This window comes from Granulosicoccus sp. 3-233, from assembly GCF_052681095.1.
In genome coordinates this window covers 384,498-408,816 of sequence record NZ_JBQYLE010000003.1, presented here as the reverse complement: position 1 = coordinate 408,816, position 24,319 = coordinate 384,498, and the positions used below count along the sequence as shown (strand labels likewise).

Annotated in this window: 20 protein-coding genes; 11 read left to right on the top strand and 9 right to left on the bottom strand. The window is 59.1% G+C overall.

Annotated features, from left to right (window positions below):
- A partial coding sequence (locus ACUNV4_RS11120) for a hypothetical protein (RefSeq protein WP_430878613.1) occupies positions 1-275 on the top strand: 275 nt, incomplete at its 5' end.
- Positions 276-367: 92 nt separating this feature from the next.
- Here the strand turns inward: ACUNV4_RS11120 and moeA (ACUNV4_RS11115) are convergent.
- Positions 368-1,621: a molybdopterin molybdotransferase MoeA gene (gene moeA, locus ACUNV4_RS11115; RefSeq protein ID WP_430878612.1), complete on the bottom strand. Its 1,254-nt coding sequence runs from the start codon at positions 1,619-1,621 to the stop codon at positions 368-370.
- A gap of 15 nt (positions 1,622-1,636) precedes the next feature.
- Between moeA (ACUNV4_RS11115) and xerD the strand changes: the two genes are divergently transcribed.
- The 3 genes from xerD to ACUNV4_RS11100 all read left to right on the top strand — a co-directional run bounded on the left by xerD (position 1,637) and on the right by ACUNV4_RS11100 (position 4,540).
- Positions 1,637-2,599: a site-specific tyrosine recombinase XerD gene (gene xerD, locus ACUNV4_RS11110; RefSeq protein ID WP_430878611.1), complete on the top strand. Its 963-nt coding sequence runs from the start codon at positions 1,637-1,639 to the stop codon at positions 2,597-2,599.
- A 168-nt stretch (positions 2,600-2,767) separates the two neighbouring features.
- A complete protein-coding gene (locus tag ACUNV4_RS11105; protein WP_430878610.1) occupies positions 2,768-3,514 on the top strand; it encodes a DsbC family protein in 747 nt (248 codons plus the stop codon).
- A 15-nt stretch (positions 3,515-3,529) separates the two neighbouring features.
- Entirely contained in the window at positions 3,530-4,540 is a 1,011-nt protein-coding gene (locus ACUNV4_RS11100; RefSeq protein ID WP_430878609.1) for a DUF3187 family protein, read from the top strand.
- A gap of 35 nt (positions 4,541-4,575) precedes the next feature.
- On the opposite strand, the gene lon is transcribed toward ACUNV4_RS11100, so the two are convergent.
- Both lon and ACUNV4_RS11090 read right to left on the bottom strand, forming a co-directional pair.
- Positions 4,576-7,116 carry an endopeptidase La gene (gene lon / locus ACUNV4_RS11095; RefSeq protein WP_430878608.1) on the bottom strand — a complete coding sequence of 847 codons (2,541 nt, stop codon included), beginning with the start codon at positions 7,114-7,116 and terminating at the stop codon, positions 4,576-4,578.
- Positions 7,117-7,217: 101 nt separating this feature from the next.
- Positions 7,218-9,224, bottom strand: coding sequence for a UvrD-helicase domain-containing protein (locus ACUNV4_RS11090; protein WP_430878607.1), 2,007 nt, complete (start codon positions 9,222-9,224; stop codon positions 7,218-7,220).
- Between the two features lie 221 nt (positions 9,225-9,445).
- Between ACUNV4_RS11090 and ACUNV4_RS11085 the strand changes: the two genes are divergently transcribed.
- Both ACUNV4_RS11085 and ACUNV4_RS11080 read left to right on the top strand, forming a co-directional pair.
- The gene (locus ACUNV4_RS11085; protein ID WP_430878606.1) at positions 9,446-10,291 is read left to right on the top strand and encodes an inositol monophosphatase family protein; all 846 of its coding nucleotides are present in this window, start codon (positions 9,446-9,448) and stop codon (positions 10,289-10,291) included.
- Between the two features lie 6 nt (positions 10,292-10,297).
- Positions 10,298-11,587, top strand: a complete 1,290-nt coding sequence (locus tag ACUNV4_RS11080; RefSeq protein WP_430878605.1) for an adenylate/guanylate cyclase domain-containing protein — start codon at positions 10,298-10,300, stop codon at positions 11,585-11,587.
- Here ACUNV4_RS11080 and ACUNV4_RS11075 read toward each other — a convergent pair whose 3' ends face one another.
- Entirely contained in the window at positions 11,588-12,316 is a 729-nt protein-coding gene (locus ACUNV4_RS11075; RefSeq protein WP_430878604.1) for an arginyltransferase, read from the bottom strand. It abuts the gene before it with no gap.
- Positions 12,317-12,485: 169 nt separating this feature from the next.
- Here ACUNV4_RS11075 and ACUNV4_RS11070 point away from each other — a divergent pair, with 169 nt between their 5' ends.
- The gene (locus tag ACUNV4_RS11070; protein ID WP_430878603.1) at positions 12,486-12,968 is read left to right on the top strand and encodes a hypothetical protein; all 483 of its coding nucleotides are present in this window, start codon (positions 12,486-12,488) and stop codon (positions 12,966-12,968) included.
- 2 nt (positions 12,969-12,970) lie between these two features.
- Here ACUNV4_RS11070 and sbcB read toward each other — a convergent pair whose 3' ends face one another.
- Genes sbcB through ACUNV4_RS11055 form a run of 3 tightly spaced genes read right to left on the bottom strand, consistent with a single transcriptional unit; the run spans position 12,971 to position 15,697 of the window.
- On the bottom strand, positions 12,971-14,407 hold the full coding sequence (gene sbcB, locus ACUNV4_RS11065; protein ID WP_430878602.1) for an exodeoxyribonuclease I: 1,437 nt from the start codon (positions 14,405-14,407) through the stop codon (positions 12,971-12,973).
- Positions 14,401-14,931: a DUF2058 domain-containing protein gene (locus tag ACUNV4_RS11060; RefSeq protein WP_430878601.1), complete on the bottom strand. Its 531-nt coding sequence runs from the start codon at positions 14,929-14,931 to the stop codon at positions 14,401-14,403. The genes sbcB and ACUNV4_RS11060 overlap by 7 nt, the downstream gene beginning before the upstream one ends.
- Positions 14,924-15,697, bottom strand: coding sequence for an alpha/beta fold hydrolase (locus ACUNV4_RS11055; RefSeq protein ID WP_430878600.1), 774 nt, complete (start codon positions 15,695-15,697; stop codon positions 14,924-14,926). Before ACUNV4_RS11055 ends, ACUNV4_RS11060 begins: the two co-directional genes overlap by 8 nt.
- 42 nt (positions 15,698-15,739) lie before the next feature.
- Between ACUNV4_RS11055 and gshA the strand changes: the two genes are divergently transcribed.
- From gshA to moeA (ACUNV4_RS11040), 3 genes are read left to right on the top strand one after another with little or no spacing between them, the layout of a single operon-like run.
- Complete coding sequence (gshA, locus tag ACUNV4_RS11050) at positions 15,740-17,401, top strand: glutamate--cysteine ligase (protein WP_430878599.1); 1,662 nt, start codon at positions 15,740-15,742, stop codon at positions 17,399-17,401.
- A complete protein-coding gene (gene mobA, locus ACUNV4_RS11045; RefSeq protein ID WP_430878598.1) occupies positions 17,398-17,982 on the top strand; it encodes a molybdenum cofactor guanylyltransferase MobA in 585 nt (194 codons plus the stop codon). The genes gshA and mobA overlap by 4 nt, the downstream gene beginning before the upstream one ends.
- A complete protein-coding gene (gene moeA, locus ACUNV4_RS11040; protein WP_430878597.1) occupies positions 17,979-19,274 on the top strand; it encodes a molybdopterin molybdotransferase MoeA in 1,296 nt (431 codons plus the stop codon). Before mobA ends, moeA (ACUNV4_RS11040) begins: the two co-directional genes overlap by 4 nt.
- A 50-nt stretch (positions 19,275-19,324) precedes the next feature.
- On the opposite strand, the gene ACUNV4_RS11035 is transcribed toward moeA (ACUNV4_RS11040), so the two are convergent.
- Positions 19,325-20,500, bottom strand: a complete 1,176-nt coding sequence (locus tag ACUNV4_RS11035; protein ID WP_430878596.1) for a cytochrome P450 — start codon at positions 20,498-20,500, stop codon at positions 19,325-19,327.
- Between the two features lie 232 nt (positions 20,501-20,732).
- On the opposite strand from ACUNV4_RS11035, the gene ACUNV4_RS11030 reads away from it, so the two are divergent.
- Positions 20,733-22,469: a response regulator gene (locus ACUNV4_RS11030; protein ID WP_430878595.1), complete on the top strand. Its 1,737-nt coding sequence runs from the start codon at positions 20,733-20,735 to the stop codon at positions 22,467-22,469.
- Positions 22,470-22,517: 48 nt separating this feature from the next.
- Here the strand turns inward: ACUNV4_RS11030 and ACUNV4_RS11025 are convergent, their stop codons facing one another.
- The gene (locus ACUNV4_RS11025; protein WP_430878594.1) at positions 22,518-24,242 is read right to left on the bottom strand and encodes a hypothetical protein; all 1,725 of its coding nucleotides are present in this window, start codon (positions 24,240-24,242) and stop codon (positions 22,518-22,520) included.
- Positions 24,243-24,319 lie beyond the last annotated feature (77 nt).

The window sequence follows — 24,319 nt, the reverse complement described above, 5'->3', positions numbered from 1 at the left end:
AGGCAGTCGGCAAGAAGAAGGCCGTGAGCAAGAAAAAGGCAGTCGGCAAGAAGAAGGCCGTGAGCAAGAAAAAGGCAGTCGGCAAGAAGAAGGCCGTGAGCAAGAAAAAGGCAGTTGGCAAGAAAAAAGCCGCCAGCAAGAAAAAGGCAGTTGCCAAGAAGGCCGCCAGCAAGAAGAAAGCCGTCGGCAAGAAAACCACTGCCAGAAAGAAAGCCGCGAGCAAGAAACGCTCGACAGCGAAGAAGGTCAGCAGCACCAGTACTGCGGATTCCTGATATCACCCGGTGCAGCAGGATTCGGCAGCCGTTCGATGATTGGCTGGTTTGCTGCCGAGTCCGCTACCGCTGTCCGTTAGTCCTGTTTCAGACTACAGGACAGGTTCGGCAAAGTGCGAGAAGGGGAAGACCCTGACGCTGTCGCCAATGGCAGCGCCTTGTGAATCGCTTTTCAGTTCGATCAGGCAATTGGCCTTGTGCAGTGAGCTCAATACGTGAGAGTCCTGCAGGCCAGTGGTGCCCACCTGCCAGTTGCCGTTTGCATCCTGCTGCATGATGGCGCGTTGATATTCCACTCGCCCGGGGTTCTTGTGCAGTTCATCCGTGAGTGGCAATTGCAATGCCGGTGGCAGTTCCAGTGAACGTCCCAGCATGTGACGGATGGACGGTAGCACAAACAGCAGAGTGGTCAGTGCCGCTGACACGGGATTGCCGGGCAAGCCGAAGTAGGCCTGGCCCGGGCGACTGATGCCGAATGTCAGAGGTCTGCCGGGTTTCATGGCAATCTTCCAGAAGTTGATCTGCCCGGCGCGTGCCAGCACCTGCCGTACATGATCGGCCTCGCCCACCGAGACGCCACCGCTGGATATCACCAGATCTGCATCCTGTGAAGCTGAGAGTCGCTGTTCCAGCGCAGCTTCCGAATCCTTGCAGATGCCCAGGTCAATGACTTCAACACCATGATCATGCAGCATCGATTGCAGCAATGGCCGGTTGGCGTCGTAGATCTGCCCGGGCTCCAGCCTGTTGCCCGGCTTGCGCAATTCGTCGCCTGTCGAGAACAGGGCGACAACCAGCTTGCGAACAACCTCCACATTGCTGACACCGTGTGCTGCCAGCAAGGCCAGTTGCGAGGGCCCCAGTCGTGTACCAGCATTGATCAGCAGATCATCCTGCCGGCTGTCTGTTCCGGGGTTGCGAACATTCAAGCCGGGCTGTGGCATGACCCGAATCGTGACCGTGCCATCATTGCATTCGGTGTTTTCCTGTTGCACGACTGCATCGGCGTCGTCGGGAACGCGAGCGCCCGTGGTGATGCGTTGACAGCTTCCGGGTGCGAGTCTGTCACTACCGGGATGCCCGGCCATGGACTGGCCATCGAGTCGCAGAGCCGAATGGCAGTCAGCAACCCTCACGGCAAAACCATCCATGGCGGACGCCCGAAAAGGCGGAACAGACATGGGGGAGTGAATGTCCGCTGCCGTGATACGCCCAAGCGCGTTCAGGCAGTCGACGGTTTGCACGTCCTTCAATTGTGGCAGTGCGTTCCGGATGCGTAACAGTGCCTCTTCGATCGTCAGGGCTGAGGGGTCGGCATCATTGATTACGCGTGGCGGCAACTTCATGTGTATCCTTGAGTAATGGTCAAACCGTATGCTAACGCCAAGTCAGTTGCAGCGCGCGGCAAGGTGTCAGGAAAAGACGCCTCTCGGGCCGAAGACGTCGACGCCCTGTTGCTGAGATTTGCAGACAGTCAACTGGTGGAAAGGGGTCTGGGTAGCAACACCATCGCCGCCTATCGCAGCGATCTGCGGGCCTTTGCCGCGTTTCTGCAGGAAGGTCAGCGACATCTGCTGGAGGTACGTCGTGCTGATATCATGGAATATCTGGCACGTCGTGTCACCGATGGCAGCAGCAGTCGCAGTGCTGCCAGACTGTTGTCCGCCCTGCGACGCTTCTATGCCTGGTGTCTGCAACAGGGGTTGCTGGCCGATAACCCGACGGCGCTGGTACGCTCTCCCTCTCTGGGCAGACCCTTGCCCAAGGTCATCACCGAATCCGAGGTGCAGGCGCTGTTGCAGGCGCCCGTCGTGTCCGAGGATCTCGGCTTGCGAGATCGCGCCATGCTTGAACTTCTCTATGGTTGTGGGCTCAGGGTGTCCGAACTGATCGGTCTGACAGTTGCACAAGTCAATCTGCAGCAGGGCATGCTGCGAGTCTGGGGCAAGGGCAACAAGGAGAGACTGATTCCCGTCGGCGATGTCGCTGCAGACTGGCTGACACGTTACCTGCAATCGGCCCGACCGGCGCTGTTGCGTGGCAACACCGACGTGCTGTTTCTGTCGAACCGCGGTAGCGGCATGACCCGGCAGGCGTTCTGGCATCGCATACGGGCCCATGGTCTGGCTGCCGGCATCAAAACGCAGTTGTCGCCGCATGTGCTGCGCCATGCCTTTGCCACGCATCTGGTCAATCACGATGCCGATCTGCGGGTGGTGCAGTTGCTACTCGGCCACAGCAGTCTGTCGACCACTCAGATATACACGCATGTGGCACAGGAGCGCCTGAAGTCTCTGCACCGCAAGCATCACCCACGAGGCTAGTACGTGCAGAGTGCACTGCGTCGCAATAATCATGTTTTTTGATGGAACTTACGGCATTATCCACCCACAGACACTCATACCCTCAGAGTCTTGGCCTGTCCCTTGCGCACCCCTTGGGCTCGGACCCTCGAATCTCCAACTGGCGCGGTTCCTGCGAGCTTTAACCTTATGAATATTCGTACACGAATCAGTTCCCTGCTGGGTTTCGTCTTATTGACGATGATGCTCAGTGCCCATGCACAAGATGCCACTACCGTTGATGCAGTGAAAAGCCGGCTGGCCGAACGTCTACCAGGCATCGATGTAACCAGTCTTGAAGAGTCCGAGATACCCGGTCTCTATGAGCTGATAACCGACGGTCAGATCTACTATGTCGACGAAACCGCAGAATATCTCGTGGATGGCAGTCTCATCCGGCTCAGTGACAGAAGCAATCTGACGGATGCTCGCCAGGGTCTGATCCATGCGGCGCTGATCGAGGAAATCGGTGAGGACAACATGCTGATCTACGAACCGGAAGAACCGTCCAATCGCTCCATTACCGTATTCACCGACATCAGTTGTGGCTACTGTCGTCGACTGCATTCGGAAATCGATACCCTGATGGATGCCGGGGTTCGCGTGCGGTATCTGCTTTTCCCACGTGCGGGACTGGGGTCCCAGGGACACGATGACCTTGTCAGTGTCTGGTGTGCCGATGACCCGCAGGCAGCCATGACCAATGCCAAGGCCGGCGGAAAGATCGAGCCCAGAACCTGCGACAATCCGGTTGAATCCCATGTTGCTCTGGCTGAGCGTCTGGGGCTTCGGGGAACGCCTCTGATCTACACGGACAGCGGTACCAAGATTCCGGGATATAGAGAAGCCACCGTGCTTGCCGGCATGGTCAACGATTCCACGCCGCTGGCCAACTGATCGAACCGGCAAGGCATGTCCGTTTGCCAGCGAACGTTCTGCCTTGCCGGTCTTCTGCTGGGGCTGACATCAACGTCAGTTGTCAGGGCTGAGCAGAGTGACGATTCGGCTCTGATGCAGGTGCATTCGGAGCATGCCCTGAATGCCATATTCGGACTACCGGGAGCCGCGGTTCGCCCCGTTCAGTCCAGTGAGTGGCAGTTGTCACTGGAGCACGGCAACCAGTTCATCGGCAGTACGGCCGGGGATGAAACACTGTTTCTCGATGGGGAAACCTCTGAGCTGGTAGTGCGGCGTCGACAACGTCTGAGTTCCTGCTGGCAAGGGGAGCTGGTTCTGCCATTCTTTCAGCATTCCAGTGGCAAGTTCGACCGGGCCATTGATGACTGGCATCAGTTCTTCGGACTTCCCGATGCCAGTCGGGATGAATTTCCCCATCAGCAGTTGACCTATACCTACTCGGATGCCTCCGGCGAGCGCTTGCGCGTGGATACGGCACAGAGCGGGGTGGGCGATATCAGCGTCACTGTGCAACGCACATTGTCGTGTCAGGCAACGGCGGACACGACCGGTGCCGAACCCATCGTGCGGGCCGGTATCAAATTGCCGACCGGTTCGGTCTCGGAGCTGCGTGGCAGTGGCCGAGTCGATACCTTCGTCGATATACAGTCACCCGTGATGAGCAACGGCGGTCGCTGGCGAGCGGGTGTCTCGCTGGGTGTGCTGTACGCGGGCGATAACGAGCGGCTTCCCAGTCAGCGCAATCTGGTCGTTTTCGGTACCGCCGGCTCTCAGTTCCGTCTGGCACAGCGCTATCGAGCCATGGTGCAACTGGATTGGCACACACCGTTCTATCGCAGTGACCTGCCCGAGCTGAATGATCCGACAGTGGTGCTGTCGGCCGGTCTGCGCTTTCTGCTGGGGGCCACACAGACCCTGGAACTCTCCATCAGTGAAGACGTGGCCGTGGAGACGGCACCCGATATCGTGGCCAGGCTGGCCTGGACCTACCGCCCATCGCCTTGAGGATGGACGGTCGGTGTAAGCGTGCGTGATCGAGCCTACTGCCTCGCGGTCCGCTTTGCCTGAAACAGAATCTCGAACACCTCATCGTAGTGACCGGCGTGCCGGATATCGAGCCCGGTCACGATGTGCTCGGGCAATTCACTGACATCGCGGCGGTTGCCGGCCGGCAATATGATCTGCTTGACACCGATTCGTCTGGCTGCAATCAGCTTCTCGCGAATACCACCGACCGGCAGCACTTCTCCGGTAAGGGTTATCTCGCCGGTCATGGCGAAGGACTTGCGGACCGGCTTGTTCAACGCCAGCGACAACAGGGCGCTGGTGATGCTGATACCGGCACTCGGACCGTCCTTGGGTGTTGCGCCTTCGGGTACGTGCAGATGCAGGCTGTGCCGCATGAACCAGTCCTTGCCGACACCGTAGCGATCAGCATTGGTCGTGACATAGCTGTGGGCGATCTGCGCGGATTCGTTCATGACCTTGCCCAACTGGCCTGTCAGCTTCAGACCACGTTCGCCTTCATGCACCGAGGTGGCTTCGATGGGCAGCGTGGCACCACCCATGGATGTCCAGGCCAGACCGGTGATGACGCCGACGCCGCCGAGTTGCTTTTCCACCCGAAACGGCGGTTCGCCAACGAACTCGACCAGATTGCGATTGCTGATGCTGACTGTCTTGCTCTTGCCGAGCAGCTTCACGACCGATTTACGCAATACCCTGTGCAGCAGTTTTTCCAGGCTGCGAACACCGGCTTCGCGTGCATAGCCTTCAATGAGTGCCTTGATGGCGGAATCACTGATCTTGACCTGAGAGCTCTTGACGTTGTTGCGTTCCAGCAGTCTCGGCCACAGGTGCTTGCGGGCAATCTCGAGTTTTTCGCTGGCGATATAACCACCCAGGCGGATGACGTCCATGCGGTCGAGCAGCGGGCGAGGAATGGTATCAAGCTGGTTGGCGGTACAGACGAACAGCACCTTGGACAGGTCGACCCGCAGGTCCAGATAGTGATCGAGAAACTCACTGTTCTGTTCCGGATCGAGCACTTCGAGCATGGCTGATGCCGGGTCGCCCTGGTGAGAACTGCCCATCTTGTCGATTTCATCGAGCATGATGACCGGATTGGACACATCGACGTCCTTCAGTGCCTGTACCAGCTTGCCCGGCATGGCGCCGATATAGGTACGGCGATGGCCCTTGATTTCCGCTTCGTCGCGCATGCCACCGACACTGAATCGATAGAACTTGCGTCCCAGGCATTCGGCGATGGATTTGCCGATGGACGTCTTGCCGACACCGGGGGGGCCGACAAACAGCAGTATGGAGCCACTGATCTCGCCACGGAAGGAGCCCATGGCAAGGAACTCCAGAATGCGTTCCTTGATGTCCTCGAGTCCCGCATGGTCACGATTCAGTACCGTCTTCGCGTGTCGCAGTGACAGCTTGTCCCTGGAATAGTTGCCCCATGGAACGGCGCTGAGCCAGTCAAGGTAGTTGCGCGTGACGCCATACTCGGGTGAGCCGGTTTCGAGAATGGACATCTTGTTGATCTCCTCATCGAAGCGCTTCTTCACATGCTCAGGTGGCGTGCGCTTTTCCATGCGCTCGCGGAATTCGTCGATATCCGAGGTGCGATCGTCCTTGGCAATGCCCAGCTCGCGCTGGATGACCTTCAATTCTTCGCGCAGGAAGAATTCTCGCTGGTGCTTGGACATCTTCTGCTCGACTTCGGAGCGGATTTCGGCCTGCAAGCGGGCAACCTCGAGCTCCTTGTGCAGCAGGATCAGAACTCTCTCCATGCGCTTTTGCAGGGAGACGGTATCGAGAATCTGTTGCAGTTCGGGGCCGGGGGCGGTCGTGATGGCCGCGGCGAAATCTGCCAGTGGCGAGGGATCATTCAGGTTGAAGTGATTGAGAAAATTCTTCAGCTCTTCGTTGTACAGCGGGTTGAGCGGAATCAGCTCCTTGATGGCCTGGATCAGTGCCATGGCGTAGGCCTTGATCTCCGGAGTGTTCTTCGAACGCTCGTTCGGATACGAGACTTCAGCGGCGAACGGTGCAGTGCGGCTCAGCCAGCCATCGATGCGAAAGCGTTGCATGCCCTGGGCGATGAACTGGATCTTGCCGTTGCCCCGTACGACGTTGTGCAGTCTGACCACACAGCCGGTATCGGCAAAGTCCTCGGGTGATGCACTGGCGTGTTCGTCCTGATCACCGGCATAGCACAGACCCAGCAGATGGTGATCCATCTTCGCCAGCCGTGCGAAGGTTTCTTCCCAGGGCGATTCGTCGATGACCAGAGGTTGTACCTGGGCAGGGAAGAACGGCCGCTCGAAAATCGGCAGCAGCAGCAGCTTCCCGGGCAGGCTTTGTTCAGGGACAATCAGACCGGTGCCTGCGCTGCTACCGTTGTCCTCGGCGTCTGCCTGCTCGGAGTCGACAATCAGCGTTTCGTCACTTTTTTTCGAGGCCATGAAGGATCTTGTTCTGCTGTTGGTCCGGATGGCCTGCCTGCTGCAAGCCAGCGCCGCCAGATTGATGGCGGTGACGGGAAAAGAGGTACCGTGAACATATGCCATGCTGCCGCATTTTCAAGCTGCCGTCACAATTAACGGGTGCTGCGGCAGCTGTCTTCAGCGGCGGTGCCTCGCAACTGCTGAGGCGCAAGGGTCGAGGGCAGTCAGTCCGCAGCCAGCAGGTTCATCAGCCCCTTGAGAGCATCCTTGCCGGCTGCCCGCGATGCTTCCGCATCTCCGGCATCCAGCTCACCCATGAAGATCACGTCGTCCGGCGGCAGATCGGCCAGAAAGCGGCTGGGTTCGCAGGCTCCGGTTTCGCCGAACTGCTGGCGAGCACGCGAGCGGGTGAAGGTCAGGGTATGGCGAGCCCGTGTCATGCCGACATAGCAGAGACGACGCTCTTCCTCGATGGTGTCGGCTTCCACGCTGTTGCGATGGGGCAGCAGTTCCTCTTCCATGCCGACCATGAAGACGTGCGGGTACTCCAGCCCCTTGGCCGCATGCAATGTCATCATCTGTACCTGATTGTCATCGGATTCATCGTCCTGGCGCGACAGCATGTCATGCAGGCACAGCGATCGCACTACTTCCGAGAGGGGCTGGTCCTTCTGATCCTCATCCGTCAGCAGACGCTCTATCCAGGCAAGCAGCTCCCCGGTATTCTCGATGGCACGCTGCGCCTTGGGTGGGGAATCATGCACCTGTTGCAGCCAGTCCGTGTAATCGATGTCTTCGAACACTCCCTTGACGACCGCCAGGGTGTCGCCACGTTCGGCGTTGTCGGCACTCAGGGTCAGCCAGTTGGCAAAGCGTTGCAGACGTTGCAGGGGGCGACCGCTGATCTGCGTCTCCAGGCCGATATCGTGGCAGGCGGCGAACATGCTGATATTGCGATTGCGTGCGTGCTGGCCCAGTTTGGCCAGCGTGCTCGGGCCGATCTCCCGGCGCGGCGTGTTGATGCAGCGCATGAACGCCGTGTCGTCATCCGGATTCACCAGCAGTTTCAGATAGGCCAGCATGTCCTTGATTTCGGCCTTGTCGAAGAAGGAACTGCCACCGCTGATGCTGTACGGGATCTGCTTTTCACGCAAGGCCTGCTCGAAGGCGCGTGACTGAAAGTTGCTGCGGTAGAGGATGGCAAAGTCACCCCATCGCGTATCCTTCTGATAATGGCGAGTCAGAATCTCTGCGGCGACCCATTCGGCTTCATCGAGTGTGTGCTTGCAGGCGGATACTCGCAGGGGGTCGCCCAGACCCAGATCACTCCACAGGGCTTTTTCGAATTCGTGCGGGTTGTGGCTGATGACCGCATTGGCGCAGCGCAGAATGCGCTGGCTGGAGCGGTAGTTCTGCTCCAGTTTGATGACACGCAGATTGGGATAGTCGATCTTCAGGTTCATCAGGTTCTCCGGCTTGGCACCTCGCCAGGAGTAGATGGACTGATCGTCGTCGCCGACCGCGGTGAATGCTCCGAACTTGTCCACCAGCTGGCGCACCAGCTCGTACTGGGCCGCATTGGTGTCCTGATATTCATCCACCAGCATGTGTCGCACCTTGCCCCGCCATTTGTCGCGAACGTCGGTATGCTCGCGCAGCATTTCCACGGGCAGACTGATGAGGTCGTCGAAGTCCACGGAATTGCAGGCACGCAGCAGTTCGTTGTAACGGGCGTAGAGCAGGGCGGAGACACGTTGATTGTCGTCGACAGCCGCTGCCAGGGCACCCTCCGGGGTGATGAATTCGTTCTTCCAGTTCGAAATCGTGTTCTGCAGATCACGTTCCTCGATGGCGCTGTTGCCTTCGCGGATCAGTTCGCGCAAGGCGGTCATGGAGTCGTGCTGGTCGAGAATGGTAAACCCCTTGCGCAAGCCGATGGCCTCACCGTCCTTGTGCAGCATTTCCATGCCAAGCCGGTGGAAGGTTGCGATGGTCAGCCCTTTCATCTGCTGCGGTGACAGCTGCTTCTTGAGCCGCGCCCGCATTTCGTTGGATGCCTTGTTGGTGAAGGTCACCGCAATGATGGATGTGGGCGAGTAATTCTGTTTTTCGATCAGCCAGGCAATCTTCTGGGTGATGACGCCGGTCTTGCCGCTACCGGCACCGGCCAGCACCAGCAGGGGAGTCTCGAAATGTCTGACGGCGGCCAGTTGTTGAGGGTTCAGGCCCATTGAGAGGATCGATCAATGCAGTGTGGGGTGGGCAAGTCTACTGCTTTCCGCCATCAATGTTCGGTGTTGAGGTTAACGATGAAGATGATTGTGTCGCGAATCGTCTGGCATGTCCGGTTTTCGGGCGCGGCTGGTCCGTACCTTGCGTTGCTGTGTCAGCGATCAGCTCCTGGTACTCGCCGACCTCGGCATTTCCTGTGGAGGGCGGGCGAGACCGTATAATGCACGCTGACATATACCGTAGTGGAGCATTTGTGGAACTTGACATGCAGGCGGCACGACAGGCTGCCGAGGAGGCTGCACAGGCAGCTGAACAGGTCATCAACGACTTTCTCGCACGCGGAGACTGGCACGTGACGCTGAAGTCCGATCAATCTCCGGTGACCGAAGTCGATGTGGCTGCCGAGAAGGCCATCAAGTCAGTGCTCACCTCAGCACTGCCGGGGGCGTCGTTCTTCGGCGAGGAAACCGGTAAATCGGCAGCCAGTGATGAGTCGGCGTCGGGCAGTGGGCTGCGCTGGCTGGTTGATCCGATAGACGGCACCAAGAGTTTCATCAGAGGCTCGCGATACTATTCGACTCAGATTGCGCTTGAAGTGGACAATGTATTGCGCCTGGGTGTCTCGAATGCACCTGCCTATGGAGAGTGTCTGGTGGCTGAAGCCGACCAGGGTGCCTGGCTTGACGGGCGTGCCGTTCGCTGCAACGAGGTGACCTCCCTGGAAGATGCCTTCTTCTCGGCAGGCAATCTCACCACGCTGGCTCGTGATGCCGACGCCTGGGCACGTTATGCGTCCATTGTGGGACGAGTTCGTCGAGTTCGCGGTTATGGCGATTTCTGTCATTACCATCAGCTGTGCTGCGGTCAGGCCGATCTGGTGCTGGAGTCGGATGTCAATATCCTGGATATCGCCGCCCTGACAGTCGCCGTGCGGGCCGCTGGCGGCATCATCACGGATCTGCAGGGACAGTCGGTCAACGATTCGACCACATCCGTTCTGGCTGCCTGCACCGAAGCCCTGCATGCAGAAGCACTGGCTGTGCTGCAAGGTCGTTCCGGGCAGTAGCAACAGATGGCGACCCTGACTCTTCCCTATTACAACCCTGGTCGCCGCAGTCTGACATATTCACTGGTTCTGTTGCTGGCGCTGACCCTGCTGGTGCTGACCGGTCTGGGTGTGTTCCGTCTGTATTTCGGCTTCGAATGGACCGCCGGCAGCAATGACTCGGGACAGCTGTTCACACTGAGTGTGCGAGGCGGCAGGTCTTTCAATCTGTTCGAGGCTGATTCCTTCGGTCGTACGTTCTGGAGCAGTCTGCTGATTCTGCTGCTGCTGTGTCTGCTCATGCCGTTGTTCCGGCTGGCGGGGGCGGCCATCATTGCCCTGTTGTCGGCGGCTGCACTGGTGTATTGCCACTTGCAGCTGGCGGCAGAGTCGTCATACATGCCGATGGAGTTCGAACTGCTGATCGTGCTGATTCTGTTCGTCACGTATGTTCTGCTGGGCTACATCGGAGAAGTGCGTGACCGCAAGCGGGTGCAGCGCCTGCTGAGTCAGTATGTGCCCGTGGAGCTGGCAAGGGAATATCAGCGTGACCCGCAGTCCGTTGGCAGGCCCGGAGTACAGCGAGAGATCAGCGTGCTGTTCTGTGATGTGGTCGGGTTCACTGCCAAGTCCGAGCAACTGACGCCGTCGCAGCTTGCCGAGTGGCTCAACATGTACTTCTCCTATGTGAGCCGCATCGTGGTTCGTTATCGCGGTTCCATCGACAAGTACATGGGTGATAGTGTCATGGCTGTCTGGGGTGCCCCCTCGTCGAGCAGGACACATGCACATGACGCCCTGTGTGCCGGTATGGATATCCAGGCGGAAGTGAACACGCTCAACGAGCGCTACCGGGCCAAGGGCTTGCCGGAAGTGGTCATGGGCATCGGCATCAGTACCGGGACGGCCATGGTCGGGCCACTGGGCTCGGAGTACCGCGTGGATTACACCGTGGTCGGTGACAGTGTCAATGTTGCGCAACGACTGGAAGCGCAGACACGCAAGTACCGGGTGCCGATCATTGTCGGTGACAAGACTGCCGCACAGTTGCCCGGCATGGTCTTTCGCGAACTGGATACGGTCACGGTCACGGGGCGCAGTCAGCCAGTCACCATGTATGAACCGCTCGGTGCCAGAGAGACGCTTGGTGAGCAGGTGATGCAACGCGTCGGCATGCATGACCAAGCCATGGCAGCAAGCCGAGCCGGAGACTGGGATACGGCGATCGAGCTGTTTTCCCGGTTGCGAGAGGAGTGGGGGCCGATCTCCATGTACGATCTCTATCTACGAGGCATCGAGCAGGCTCGCAACATCTGATCATTCGCCGGCCTTTCGCTCAGCGGTAAGGACTTCCTGCCATTGATGCCCGTCGAAATGTTCCTGCGGCTGAAAATCGGTCTTGTATTGCATCTTCTGACACCCATCGACCCAGTAACCCAGATACAGATACGGTAGTTTGATGGCCTTGCACAGTTCGATCTGCTGCATGATGCTGAAGCGTCCCAGCCCTCGATCGGCATGTTCGGGGTCGAAGAACGTATAGACCGCCGACAATCCATCGGCCGTGGCATCCGTTACCGCAACAGCAATGACCTGTCGCTCGAGTCGAATGTCGACGAACAGGGTTTCACCCCAGGGATTGAGCAGAAAGCGTTCGAAGTCTTCCGGGTCGGGATCGTCCATACCACCATCGGGGTGGCGAGCGGCAAGATAACGTTGATACAGCTGAAAATACTCATCGGTATAGCAGGCTTCGCGAAAATCGACCTTCAGATCCTGATTGCGCTTGCAGTTGCGGCGATCGGTGCGCCGCATTCTGAATTCATCGCACAGGATGCGCACGGGTATGCAGGCCGAACAGCCGGTACAGCCCGGGCGGTAGACATACTCCCCTGAACGCCGAAAACCCCGCTTGATCAACTGGTTGTAGACCGCACGCGGATTGGGATGATGCGGATCTGCGTAGATATTCACCGCTTCCCGATCGTCCAGATAGCTACAGGGGTTGATCGATCCCTGATACAGCTTGATGCGTTGTTGGATCATTCGGTGGATGGTATCAGAGGGTGTTGGAAGAGCTTGTTTATTAGAGTTTCGTCACAAAACCTGGCTGGTTGACAGTCGGTCACAATGTTACATGACCAGAGTGTTATTATCCGTTCCTACCTTGGCGCGGGGTTGTAGGACTGGCGCCTCAGCTGACGGAATGAATGTCATGGGCGCAAGCGTCTCCAAACGATCCACCTACCGATCTACCGCACGTATGCTGTTTGCTCTACTGGTTCGAACCCTGGCCCGACAGGTCCGGTTTCCGACCTTCATGCGTGCATTGGTGGAGTCACTGATGTTCTGCTGCGTCTTTCTGGCGGCAGGTTACGTCAGTCTGGGTTATTCGGTGACGAGCATGCTGGCTCCGATGGTACCGATTGTTTTCATCATGATGGTCTCGATGGTACTCAGCGGTGTGTACCGTAAGGAAATTACAGATTCCATCATGAATGTCTACTGGCATTCGGCTTACGGCTTTGTGCTTGCCACCGTCATCTTCCTGGCGTTCGTGCCACTGATCGGTCCGGAATATGCCAGTGAGAAATTCAAGTTCTTCTTCCTGTTCTTTGCCTTTTTCGTGGTGAACACCATGCGTCCGGTGATCTCCGGTACGGATTTCATGGACGGCGGCGGACGTCGCACCAACTAGAATCAGGCAATGCTTGCCGGATAGTCGCGCAGCGCGCGCTCCAGCTCCTGTTCTGCCGGGAGCCAGTCGATGGCATTCAGCGCCTGCTGATAGCTCTGCCGAGACAACCAGGCGGCCTCCTCGTCATTCAGTCGTGCGGTGCAATGCTCTTTCCAGCGACGCTGCTGATCGGCATCCAGTGCTTCGGGAAAGTTTCGGGCCAGGTAGCGCCAGATCATCTCGTCCAGACGCCTGTCATCGAAGCGCCCGGCATGCTGATCCAGTTCCTGTGCCAGACGCTCTGGTGAGAGCGTGCGAATATCAGCCAGTGCCTGTTTGTCGGACGTAGACAGAAAGTCGCCGCTGTAGAGCGTGCCATCGATATCCTGCAGTGAATCATCCTGCCAGCTGCGTGTCATGACCTGGCCGATGCGCTTCAGCATGTCTCCGCTACACAGCTGTTCCGCCCAGCGGGCATGCTGGCTGATCTGCCCGCGATCCATGTCCAGACGACTGGCATCTTCTTCCCGCAAGGTGGAAACCGGCACAATGACCGGACACTTGTTGATCTGCACCGTTCTCAGGCCAGGGCGTGGCGCATCACCCTCGCGGCGCTCATTGCCCGGTTGATAGAGGCGGCGAGCGATCTCCTCGGCATCCAGGTCGAGCAGGTATCGGGGATCCTGCTGCAGGTCCAGCACGATGATACCGTTGCGGTTCTCCGGGTGGGGCATCAGTGGCAGGATGGCTCCGAGATGATGCCGGCTTCCGGGAATCATGCCGGAGGCCTGCAGGCAGGGTTTGCGCTGGCGCGTGTCGAGCAGCTCGGCAACACTGTGCTTGTCGCGGTGCCCGAAGACGAAGTCGAACAGGCGAGGTTGTCGTTCCCGTATCAGCCTGGCCATGCCGATGGTTGCCCAGACATCGGACATTGCATCGTGCGCCTGGCTGTGGGTGATGCCGTTCGCGGCACTCAGAAGTTCGAGGCGGTTGGTGGCAGAGCCGTCATCGTCCACCGGCCATTGAATGCCTTCCGGACGCAAGGCGCGCGTCAACCGCACCACATCGATCAGGTCCCAGCGGGAATTGCCATCCTTCCATTCCTGTTCGTAGGGGTCGCGCAGGTTGCGAAACAGCGTGTGACGGGTGAATTCGTCATCGAAGCGTATGCTGTTGTAACCGGCTGAACAGGTTTCCGGTCGACCGATTTCGTCGACGATGCGTTGTATGAACTCGGTTTCGGGCAGACCCTTCTCATTGGCATGCTGCGGTGTGATGCCGGTAACGCGACAGGCGGCAGGGTGTGGCAGATAGTCAGTGGGTTGACGACAGTACAGCGTCATCGGTTCACCGATGACGTTCAGGTCGAGATCGGTTCTGACGCCGGCAAACTGGCAGGGATGATCCCAGGCGGGATGCGTGCCGAAGGTTTCATAATCAAACCAGTAGAACGTTACCATTGCAGGTCGTCAGGTACGGTGAAGTCCTCATAGCCACTGGTGTCCTCACTGCTGTCCGGTGCCGGGGTCACGACCGCCCAGTCCGGGTTGAGCTTGCGGATGGCCTCGGCGGTGGTTTCCGGCACCAGCCAGGTTGTACCGTTCAGACGGGTGATGACCAGCGTGCCTGCGATGAGCTGCAGGCGGATATCCTCCTTGACATGCAGTTCACGGATACGCTTGTTGAGAATGAATCGGTAGACGCTCTCACCCTGGAATTCCTTGATCGCAGCCGCTTCGATCAAGGTCTTGATCTCGGCCTTGATGGCCTTGCGCCTGGCAATCCTTGCCTCGGCTTCCCCGTCGGCATCGGTCTTGCCCCGTTGAGTCGATGCAGCACGGCCCGTTTGCTGTCCGGCAGCGGCCTTGCCACCCGGGTTCTTGCCACGGCCGGGTTTCTTGCCGGTCGGGCGTTTGCGGCGCTCCGGTTCTTTCGGTGCATTGAATCCCGCTTGCAGCAGCTGGTCGCGGAGTGAATCAGACATGGCTCAGGAACTCCTGGCAAATTCGTGTGAACTGAGCGGGTTTCTCGGCATGCGGCCAATGTCCGGCACCGGTGATGATCTTCAGTGACGGTTGCGCACAAACAGCCTTGATACCCGGTTCATCGGCCTCCGACAGGTAGTCACTGCTGCCCCCCTTGATGAACAGTGTCGGCGGCTGGATGACCTGACGGATCAGTGGCGCCCGAGAGATCAGCGGATAGTCCTGAGCCAGCTGCTTCAGGTCGAAGCGCCAGCGCAGGCGACCGGACTCGTGACGGTAGAGGCTCTTGAGCAGGAAAGCGCGAACACCGGCATCGGGAATGGCCGACCGCAGCTCGCGGTCCGCTTCCCGTCTATCCTCGATGTTCTGCAGATCCAGTGCCTGCAGGGCTTCCAGGATTTCCTGATGGTGTGGCGGGTAGGATTTCGGTGCGATGTCCACCACACACAGGCTTTGCAGACCGTGGCAATCGGGGGAACCTGCAACTGCCATGGCCACCTTGCCACCCAGTGAATGGCCGAGCAGGTGGAACCGGTCCACACCCAGTCGGGCGATTTCCGCGAGGACTTCCTCTGCCATGGCCTCGATGGATAGCGTGGGTAGCGTGGGCGACAGACCATGCCCCGGCAGATCCATGCGCACCACGTTCAAGTTGCGCTCCATGTGCAGGGACACTGACCGGAAGTTGTCCAGATTGCCGAACAGTCCGTGAAGCATGATCAGTACCGGTCCCTGACCGGCCTGCTGCGAGTTCAATCTGCTCATGAAGGCATCGGCTGGGTTACACTCCCGCGCTGGCAAAGTGGGATGTTCATCGTGTACTCCGAGCTTAGACAAAGAGCTGGCAAGCTGGTCAGGACCCAGGCCCCTGAGGTTTTGGCTGAACGCAAGGTTGGTCTCGAAAAAGAATCGTTGAGAGTCAAGGGTAACGGTGGCATATCCCAGGCTGATCATCCAGAGGCGCTGGGTGCTGCGTTGACCCATCCATTCATCACCACGGATTTTTCCGAGGCGTTGCTGGAAATGGTAACACCCCCGTGTGATTCAGCTGAAGAGGCATTGCATTTTCTGACGTCGGTACATCAGTTCATCGTTCACCGACTGCCCGAGGGCGAGCATATCTGGAACACCAGCATGCCCTGTATCCTGCGCGGTGGACCCAGTGTACGTATTGGTGAATATGGCAGTTCGCACAGCGGACAGATGAAACATGCCTATCGGCGTGGTCTGGGGCTGCGTTATGGTCGTCGCATGCAGGCCATCGCCGGTGTGCATTTCAACTTCTCGATGCCCGAAACGGCATGGCCCTTGAGAGAATCGCTGCTCGGCGCCGACGGCGACCTGGACTCGGCGGCATTGCGGCATCGTTTCGATGCACAGAGCAGCCGGGAAAGACAGCTGCAGCGCACCAATGGCTATTTCCAGATGATGCAGAACCTGCTGCGTGTCGGTTGGCTGGTGCCGTATCTGTTCGGGGCATCACCGGCCATATGCCAGAGCTTTCTGGGCGAGGGGGAAGGAGAAGAGCTGGATGTCTGGAATCAATCCACCCGCTTCGCCGAATATGGCACGTCGCTGCGCATGGGCAAGATCGGTTATCGCTACAGCGAGGAAGATCCGATCGATCTGAGCGTCAGGCATACCGATGTGGAGTCCTATATCGAGGACATCATCGGACATGTGTCCACTGAACACCCGCCTTACAAGGCGTTGGGTATTCGTGATGAGGATGGCCGTTTCCAGCAACTGAGCGCCTGTCGTCTGCAGATCGAAAACGAGTTCTACAGCACGGTTCGACCCAAGCAGATACCCCATCCCGGAGAGCTGCCGATCCATGCGCTCAGCGAACGCGGTATTCGTTATCTGGAACTGCGCTCGGTAGACGTCAACCTGCTGGACCCGGCGGGTCTGAATCTGCACCAGATCGCGATGCTGGAAATGCTGATGATGTTCGCCTGGCTGGCGGATCCGGTGCCATTGACGGCGGATGAGCAGGAGATCAGCACCCGTAACGTCAAGACCGTCGCACATCGTGGCCGGGAGCCCGGACTGATGCTGGAAGGCCCTGATGGACCCATCGCCTTGCCGCAGTGGGGCAAGGCCATCCTCGATTCACTGGAACCGATAGCACAATGGCTGGACAGCGATCGCGAGACGCCCTTGTATGCACCGGCACTCGCCGAGCAACAGGCACGTCTGGCGGATCCACAGCTGACCCCTTCAGCGCAGATGATCGCCGGTATTCGCCAGACAGGCTCCTTTTTCGAACACGCCCAGAGCCTTTCGCGCGAGCATGATGCTGCTCTGCGAGAAGCACCGCAGGATGAGGCGCTGTTTGCCCGGCTGGATGAGCTGGTGCAGCAGTCGCGCCTGAAACAGGCTGAGATGGAAGCTGACAGTGAGGGGCGGTTCGAGGACTTCCTGGCGGCCTATCTCGATCAGATTCATCCGAGGCGAACTGACGGATGAGTACCGGCGGTGTCATTCTGGCAGGTGGTCTGGCCCGTCGCATGGGGGGGCAGGACAAGGGCTTGATCACAGTGGCAGGGCGACCCATGGTCGGGCATGTGCTGCAGACTGTTCAGCCGCTGGTGGATCGCTGTGTGATCAACGCCAACCGGCATCTGGATGAGTACGCCGCGTTCGGTGTTCCGGTAGTCAGGGATCGTCTGGCGGGCCATCTGGGGCCACTGGCCGGACTGAGCGCTGCCATGGAAACGCTGGACACCGATCATGTTCTCATGTGCCCCTGTGATTCGCCGTTTCTGCAGAGCGGTCTGTGCCAGGCCCTGCTGCGCGCCTGCATGGACGAAGATGCCGATCTCGCCGTGCCGCACGATGGTGAGCGTCTGCAACCGGTTTTTCTGGTGGTACAGCGCCGCGTCAAGTCGTCCCTGGATGCCTTTCTGGCGGCTGGCGAGCGCAAGATCGATCGCTGGTTCGAGCAATTGCAGATCGCACAGCTGGCGGCGGCCGATTATTCCGAGTCGTTTCGCAATATCAATACCGAAGAAGAGCGATTGCGAGCCGAAAGCGAGATGCAATCATGATCGAGAAACAAGCCTCCTGTGAAGATGATGGAGAGCCACTGCTGTTGCCGGTAGCCGAAGCTCGACAACGACTGCTCACCTCTCTGCAGCCCGTCTGCGAAGCGGTTGAACTGCCGTTGTCGGAGGCCCTGTACCGTGTGCTGGCTGCCGATATCGTATCGCCTGTCGATGTCCCGCCGCAGGCCAATTCGGCCATGGATGGCTATGCCCTGCAGCGGACCAGTATTCCCGCCAGTGGAGAGCGCAGCTTGCAGGTCGTGGGAACGGCCTGGGCCGGTCAGCCGTTTACCGGTCAGGTTGGTGAGGGGCAGGCCGTGAGGATATTCACCGGTGGCATCATGCCGGTAGGCTGCGATACGGTCGTGATTCAGGAGCACGTCCGGTGCAGAACGGCCCCGACCGACGGACCAGGCCTGATCGACATCGACAGTGAGGTCATCGCCGGCAAGAATGTGCGTCAGGCCGGTGAAGATGTGGCTTGCGGGCAGATGGTCCTGCCACGTGGCCGCCAGTTGCATGCCGCCGATATCGGCGTGCTGGCCTCCCTGGGGATTGCCCGGGTAAACGTCGTCAGACCGCTGAAGGTGGCATTCTTTTCGACCGGCGATGAACTCTGTGCGCTTGATGAGCATGTGCCGGGAACCCCCTTGGCTCCCGGCAAGCTGTTTGACAGCAATCGCTACACGATGGCAGCACTGTTGCGAGGCTTGCACGTGGAAGTCATGGATCTGGGGATCGTGCGCGACAACGAGTCCGATACACGGGACGCCTTGCTGAGAGCATCTGCCGATGCCGATGTGGTCATCAGTTCGGGTGGGGTCTCGGCGGGTGATGCGGACTTCGTGACCCGGGTTTTCCATGAAGTCGGTCAGGTGAGTTTCTGGAAGCTGGCCATGCGTCCCGGGCGCCCGCTGGCCTTTGGCAAGGTCGGTCAGGCCGCGTTTTTCGGTCTGCCGGGAAACCCGGTTGCCGTCATGGTGACCTTTCTGGAGTTTGTTCAACCGGCATTGAAGCATCTTGCCGGCATGCACGACCTGGATACGCCGCTGTTGCCGGCCCGATGTCTGTCGACACTGCGCAAGTCGCCAGGCAGGGTCGAATACCAGCGCGGCATCATGCGGCTCGATGAGCAGGGTGAGTTGGTGGTGGAATCCACCGGCAAGCAGGGGGCAGGGCGCCTGAGCTCCATGAGTGCAGCCAACTGCCTGATCGTGATTGCCAGCGAGATGGACGGTGTACAGCTTGGCGATCGTGTGCAGGTGCAGCCCTTTCATGGGTTGCTGCCAGGCTAGCCTCGTAAAGGCTGGCTGTCACCGCGCTGCATTCATGACAGTGCTCGGCTCTACCAGCGTACCGGCAGCTGCTGCAGCCCATGGAAGTGGTAGGCGTCCAGATATTGCCATTCACCATTCGCGGTCAGCTCGGGCAGGCGTTCGAACAACACCTGCAGGGCGATTCGCAGTTCCAGCTTGGCCAGCGGTGCACCGACACAGAAATGAATGCCGGCGCCCAGTGATAACTGGCCGGCATCATCTCGCAAGGGCCGGAAACTCTGTGGCTCGGCAAACCGCTGCGGGCAGTGATTGGCGGCTGCCAACAGCAGGCCGACAGGCTCACCGGCTTGCAAGGTGGGTCCCTGCTCCAGTTCGATGGTTTCCTGCGCATAGCGCATGAACAGATGCAAGGGCGCATCAAATCGCAGGCATTCATTGACCAGGGCGTCCGCGCTGCGTGAGTCTGCCAGCAGGGTCAACAGCTCCTGACGAGCGGGGCCGGGCGGATAGTGTTCCAGCAGCGTTTTCACGGCGTTGCCGAGCTGGTGAACCGTCGCCTCGTGCCCGGCATTGAGCAGCAGGATGGCTGTCGAAACGACCTCATCATCGCTCAGGGACTGACCTTCACCATCGTCCCTGACCAGTTGGGATAGCAGGTCCTCCCCGGGCGCCCGGCGTTTTGCCGTGATGATCGGGATCAGGAAATCACGGAACTCGCAAGCCGCCGCATTGGCTGCGTGTTCCTCCGCTTGCGTCTGTGTCATGGTGTAGACCTTGACCATGGCGTGGGACCATTCCACCAGCCGGTTACCGGCCGATTCGGGAACACCCAGCAGTTGCGTGATGACGGTTACCGGAATGGGTGTCGCGTACTGGCTCAACAGCTCGGCATGCCGAGCCTGCACCAGGCGATCGATGCGTTCGTGGGCGCGAGCCCTGATCGCTGGTGCCATCCGTTCCACCTGGCGCGATACGAAGGAGCGATTGATACGCTGTCGCAGGCGGGTGTGATCCGGTGGTTCCAGTGCCAGCAAGGAGTGTTTCTCGACAGCGGCAAAATCGGCCAGATGCGCTGGTAGTCCAGGTAGCTCGCAGCCGGCGGGTGGCAGGCGGGCAAAGCGTCGGTCACGCAAGGTACGATTGACAGTGGAAAAATCGGCCAGACACCAGAAGCCGTAGTCTTGCCAGTAGATCGGGCCGCCCATCTGGTGTAGTCGGCGATACAGGCAATAGGGGTTCTGCACGAATTCTGCTTGTCGGGGGTCCTGGCAGACGGTATTTTTAGACAGTTGTTGAATGTTCATTTTGCATGATAGGGCTAAACTGTGAGTTCAATCACAGGCATAGGCGATTTTCGATTGGCGAACATCGGTAACCTAGTGCATATCTTGCAACCAAGCTGGAATCAGCCAAACCGAGCCTTGTGTCCTTGTCTCCAGAATACCGCTCATGGCCACTGTTGATGTCAGTTGAGTCATGACTAAACGACTTCTTCTGGTGGAGCCTTCCGCCACCATGCGATATGTGCTGGACAAGCACGCGCAGTCGCTCGGTTTTGCCGTGGATGCCACGGAGAGTTTCAGTGCGGCCGTCGATTCGCTGGAAAAGCAGTACCAGCAATTCGGTACGGAGTACTGTGGCTTGCTGTTGGGCTGGCCGATCACCGAGCAGGAGGATGCCACGTCACTGGCGCAATTGCTGGAACAGCCCTCATACCGGGATCTGCCGGTGGTCGTGATGTCCACGGACATGCGGGCGGAAACACGCGCATGGGCCGCGAGTCGGGAGAACACCGGTCTGCTGTCCTGGAAGGAGTACCAGGGGCTGGAAGCTCAGTTGCAGAAGCTGATAGAGGCGGACGCTGACGACACCGCTGCTCTGCCGTCCAGCGATGACAACAGCGATATCCATCTGCTGATCGTGGATGATTCGGCCACCATTCGCTATTCCCTGCGAGACCTCTTCCAGTTGCAGGGTTACCGAGTCAGTCTGGCAGCCACCCAGGTCGAGGCGATGCAGTTGGCCACGACCGACAGGGTGGATATCGCCATTCTGGATTATTACCTGACCGAGACCACCGGAGACCTGCTGTGTCGTGATCTGATGATGCACAGTGCCGTCGGCAACATCGTCTGCACCGTTCTGACCGGCACCTACAGCGACCATATCATCAAGCGCAGTCTGCGAGCGGGGGCGGTGGAATGCATGTTCAAGAACGAGTCAAGCGAGCTGTTGCTCAGTCGTATCGGCGCCATCAGCCGCTTTGTTCGTCAGCGACGGCGTCTGCAGAGTGAACACCGCTTGCTCGAGGAAGTCATCGAAACCGTGGCAGGTGCCGTTCTGATACTCGATGCCGAACTGCAGATCAGCTACATCAATGCCGCCGGTTTGCAGGAGTTGCAACTGAAGCGGCGTGATTCATTGGTCGGTCAAGCGGGATCGGCATTGCTGGAAAAGGGAGGTCCTCAGGCCAGTGAAGACGGTCAGCCTCGTTCTGCGCGCTGGAAACTGCCCGATGGCAAGAGCGTTGATGTCGATTACGAACATGTCGGTATCGCATCGTCGGGACACAGTCTGATTCGCTTTGCCCGAACGGCCATCCCGATTGTTGCCGGTGCCGTGGCCGCCAGACCCGGTGCACAGCCAGCCGCCACGCCGGCAAGTCCGCCGGTTTCATCCGTCGAACCGCAGAAGTTGCGTCCAGCCAGTGCCGCCTTCATGCAACAGATGCGCTGGTATCTGTCCAAGGGAGCCGCGCTCAGTGAACGCACCAGTCTGATGATCATGGATGTCCAGTTGCTGGACAGGCACGGGGAACTTCGGCCATTGAGTGATCTGCCAAGTCTGCAGCAGCGTGTAGAGAGCGTGCTGCAGGGTATCTACAAGCGCCCCGGTCATGTCGGCCTGCTCACCGACACCCGATTCGGTTTCCTGTTGCGGCACAAGGAAGAATCCCATGTCTATCTGCTGGCACGCAAGATCATGCAATTGTGTCTGGAGCTGGAATTATCGCAGGAAGATGTCTCCCTGAGCTGCGCCGGCAGCCTGCTGAGCCTGATGGACAAGCAGGGGCACTCTCTGGAAACCTTGCTGCTGCATGTGTTCAAGGGGGTGGAGCTGGCCCGCTCACGGGGCTCCAGCCAGATCCTGTTGATGGACCTGAGACGGATGCTCAATGCGTATCCGGTCACCGAAAGTGCCGCTGGACAGTAGGCAGCAATCCGCAACGAACTGCTGCCTTGTCGAGGCGGTGAGCTCCGTTCAACGCAGCACCAGAACTTCGGCAATGTCGCCAGGGGCGGTCTGCGTACGTCCCGAGTCCGTCACCATCATCAAGGTGCTACCGTCAGCAGACAGAAACGCGTGACGGGCGAAGGCCTGCTTGGCCAGGGTGGGAAAGGTTTCCGGCATTTCCAGTGCCGTCAACCACTGGTCCGAGCTTGCATGGTATCGCCAGGTGCTGACAGCGGCATCGGCCAGAGTGCCGGACAGCGAGTCAGCCGGGAGTTGCCATCCCAATACCAGCTGATCCAGTGTTTCACTGGCTTTGAACGTCAGAGAGGCCTGAGCATGGGAGGTGGGTGGAGCGCGCAGGGAGCTGATCGCCTGCAAGGTCAGGGCAGGGGGGGAGGCCGGATCGTGTGAATCCTCGTTGATGGCGTAGTGCCACATGATCGGATAGCGCGCCGTCCCGTGTCCGGCTTCCCAGCCGGCGATCTGCAGTTCATCGCCTCGCTGGTTGCTGGCCAGGGCAAGCTCGTGATCGTGGCTGAAGTCGGACAATGGCAATCGCGCCGTCAGCTGCCAGTCACCTGCAGACTGCTGTGCGGACCAGATCAGCAAAGAGGTCGTTCCGTTCTGTTGCACAAGCGCCATGGCTGTCGTGAAATCCCGGCTGAGTGTACTGCTCGCCAATTCTGGCGAACTGTCGGGTATATGACTTGTATTGTTGTTCAGCTCGGGCAGCATGCCTGGAGACGACCATCCGGTCTCTGTCTGGCGACTGATGAACAGGCTGTTGTCGCTTTGCAGCAGCAAGCCACTGCCATCGGCTGCAAGCTGTATTGACTGTCGGTGTTCTTCAAGTCCGTTGGCAGGCTGATCTGCCAGGCTGGCGTTCACTGATGTCGCAGCTGGTTCTGCCATCAGCGGCAGCTTGCTGGTCTGAATCCAGCTTTCTCCCAAGCGCTCCAGAATCCTGATTTCACCAGGGTCCGTGCTGTTTCTGTCGTGAATGAATACTGCAATGGTGTCGCCTGAGTCGGAGGCGGACAGAAGCAGCTGGCGAGTTGCAGACACTGGCAGCTCTGCCAGGCGCAGTCTCTGTGTCAGGGACCAGCGGGAATCGCTGCGGACATGAAATTCCAGGGCGCCTTCCAGCGGCATGCCGATAACGGCCAGAGAAGCATCGCGATTCAGCGTCAGATGTTCGGCATATCGTTCTCCTCGCAGAAATACCGCGGGTGCCAGATAGTGGGCGGTTGCCGGTGCCAGACCGGACAGTGTCATGCGTTCCGAACTGACGCAGTTGTCGGACGTGCACAGCTCCAGTCGATACTGTTCACGGTGCCAGGCCGTCCGTGGTGTTGCGCTTGGCAACTGCAGCAAGGTCTGTCGGGCATCGTCCGTTTCATGGACCAGGGTCTCACCCGGCAGCGCCGTATCATGATGATAGAGGCGGGCCCGCGTTTGCCCGGCGATGGGGGTCCACTCCAGTATCAGAGTGGTCGGTGCCGCACGGATCTGCAGTCGAGGCTGCTCGGGAGGTGTCAGCGCATCAGCAGACAGGCTGACGGTTTGCGGGCCGTCATCGATGGCCAGGCTGGCAGAGCTGGCGATTGGCTCGCTGGCAGGCAGATCCGGCAGGCTGGATGATTCATGCTGGCAGGCGCTCGCCAACAGGGCGCAGGACAGCAAGAGCACTGCCTGCCGCAATGGCCATGCAGGGGGAAATCGGGTCTTGCACATTGCCAGTCTGCCGTCCACGTAGCCGGGATCCAAATGGGCGTGGGCGAGACTGATTGAACTTCGGCTGAAACAAGTATTCGGTTTGAGCCGTCTGT

Coding starts and splice junctions, on each gene's coding strand:
- mobA (WP_430878598.1), top strand. CDS start 17,398: ATGAGTACCGGCGGTGTCATTCTGGCAGGTGGTCTGGCCCGTCGCATG.
- moeA (WP_430878597.1), top strand. CDS start 17,979: ATGATCGAGAAACAAGCCTCCTGTGAAGATGATGGAGAGCCACTGCTG.
- ACUNV4_RS11055 (WP_430878600.1), bottom strand. CDS start 15,697: ATGAGCAGATTGAACTCGCAGCAGGCCGGTCAGGGACCGGTACTGATC.
- ACUNV4_RS11070 (WP_430878603.1), top strand. CDS start 12,486: ATGGGCGCAAGCGTCTCCAAACGATCCACCTACCGATCTACCGCACGT.
- gshA (WP_430878599.1), top strand. CDS start 15,740: ATGTTCATCGTGTACTCCGAGCTTAGACAAAGAGCTGGCAAGCTGGTC.
- ACUNV4_RS11105 (WP_430878610.1), top strand. CDS start 2,768: ATGAATATTCGTACACGAATCAGTTCCCTGCTGGGTTTCGTCTTATTG.
- ACUNV4_RS11090 (WP_430878607.1), bottom strand. CDS start 9,224: ATGGGCCTGAACCCTCAACAACTGGCCGCCGTCAGACATTTCGAGACT.
- lon (WP_430878608.1), bottom strand. CDS start 7,116: ATGGCATATGTTCACGGTACCTCTTTTCCCGTCACCGCCATCAATCTG.
- sbcB (WP_430878602.1), bottom strand. CDS start 14,407: ATGGTAACGTTCTACTGGTTTGATTATGAAACCTTCGGCACGCATCCC.
- ACUNV4_RS11030 (WP_430878595.1), top strand. CDS start 20,733: ATGACTAAACGACTTCTTCTGGTGGAGCCTTCCGCCACCATGCGATAT.
- ACUNV4_RS11075 (WP_430878604.1), bottom strand. CDS start 12,316: ATGATCCAACAACGCATCAAGCTGTATCAGGGATCGATCAACCCCTGT.
- ACUNV4_RS11060 (WP_430878601.1), bottom strand. CDS start 14,931: ATGTCTGATTCACTCCGCGACCAGCTGCTGCAAGCGGGATTCAATGCA.
- ACUNV4_RS11085 (WP_430878606.1), top strand. CDS start 9,446: ATGCACGCTGACATATACCGTAGTGGAGCATTTGTGGAACTTGACATG.
- moeA (WP_430878612.1), bottom strand. CDS start 1,621: ATGAAGTTGCCGCCACGCGTAATCAATGATGCCGACCCCTCAGCCCTG.
- xerD (WP_430878611.1), top strand. CDS start 1,637: ATGGTCAAACCGTATGCTAACGCCAAGTCAGTTGCAGCGCGCGGCAAG.
- ACUNV4_RS11080 (WP_430878605.1), top strand. CDS start 10,298: ATGGCGACCCTGACTCTTCCCTATTACAACCCTGGTCGCCGCAGTCTG.
- ACUNV4_RS11100 (WP_430878609.1), top strand. CDS start 3,530: ATGTCCGTTTGCCAGCGAACGTTCTGCCTTGCCGGTCTTCTGCTGGGG.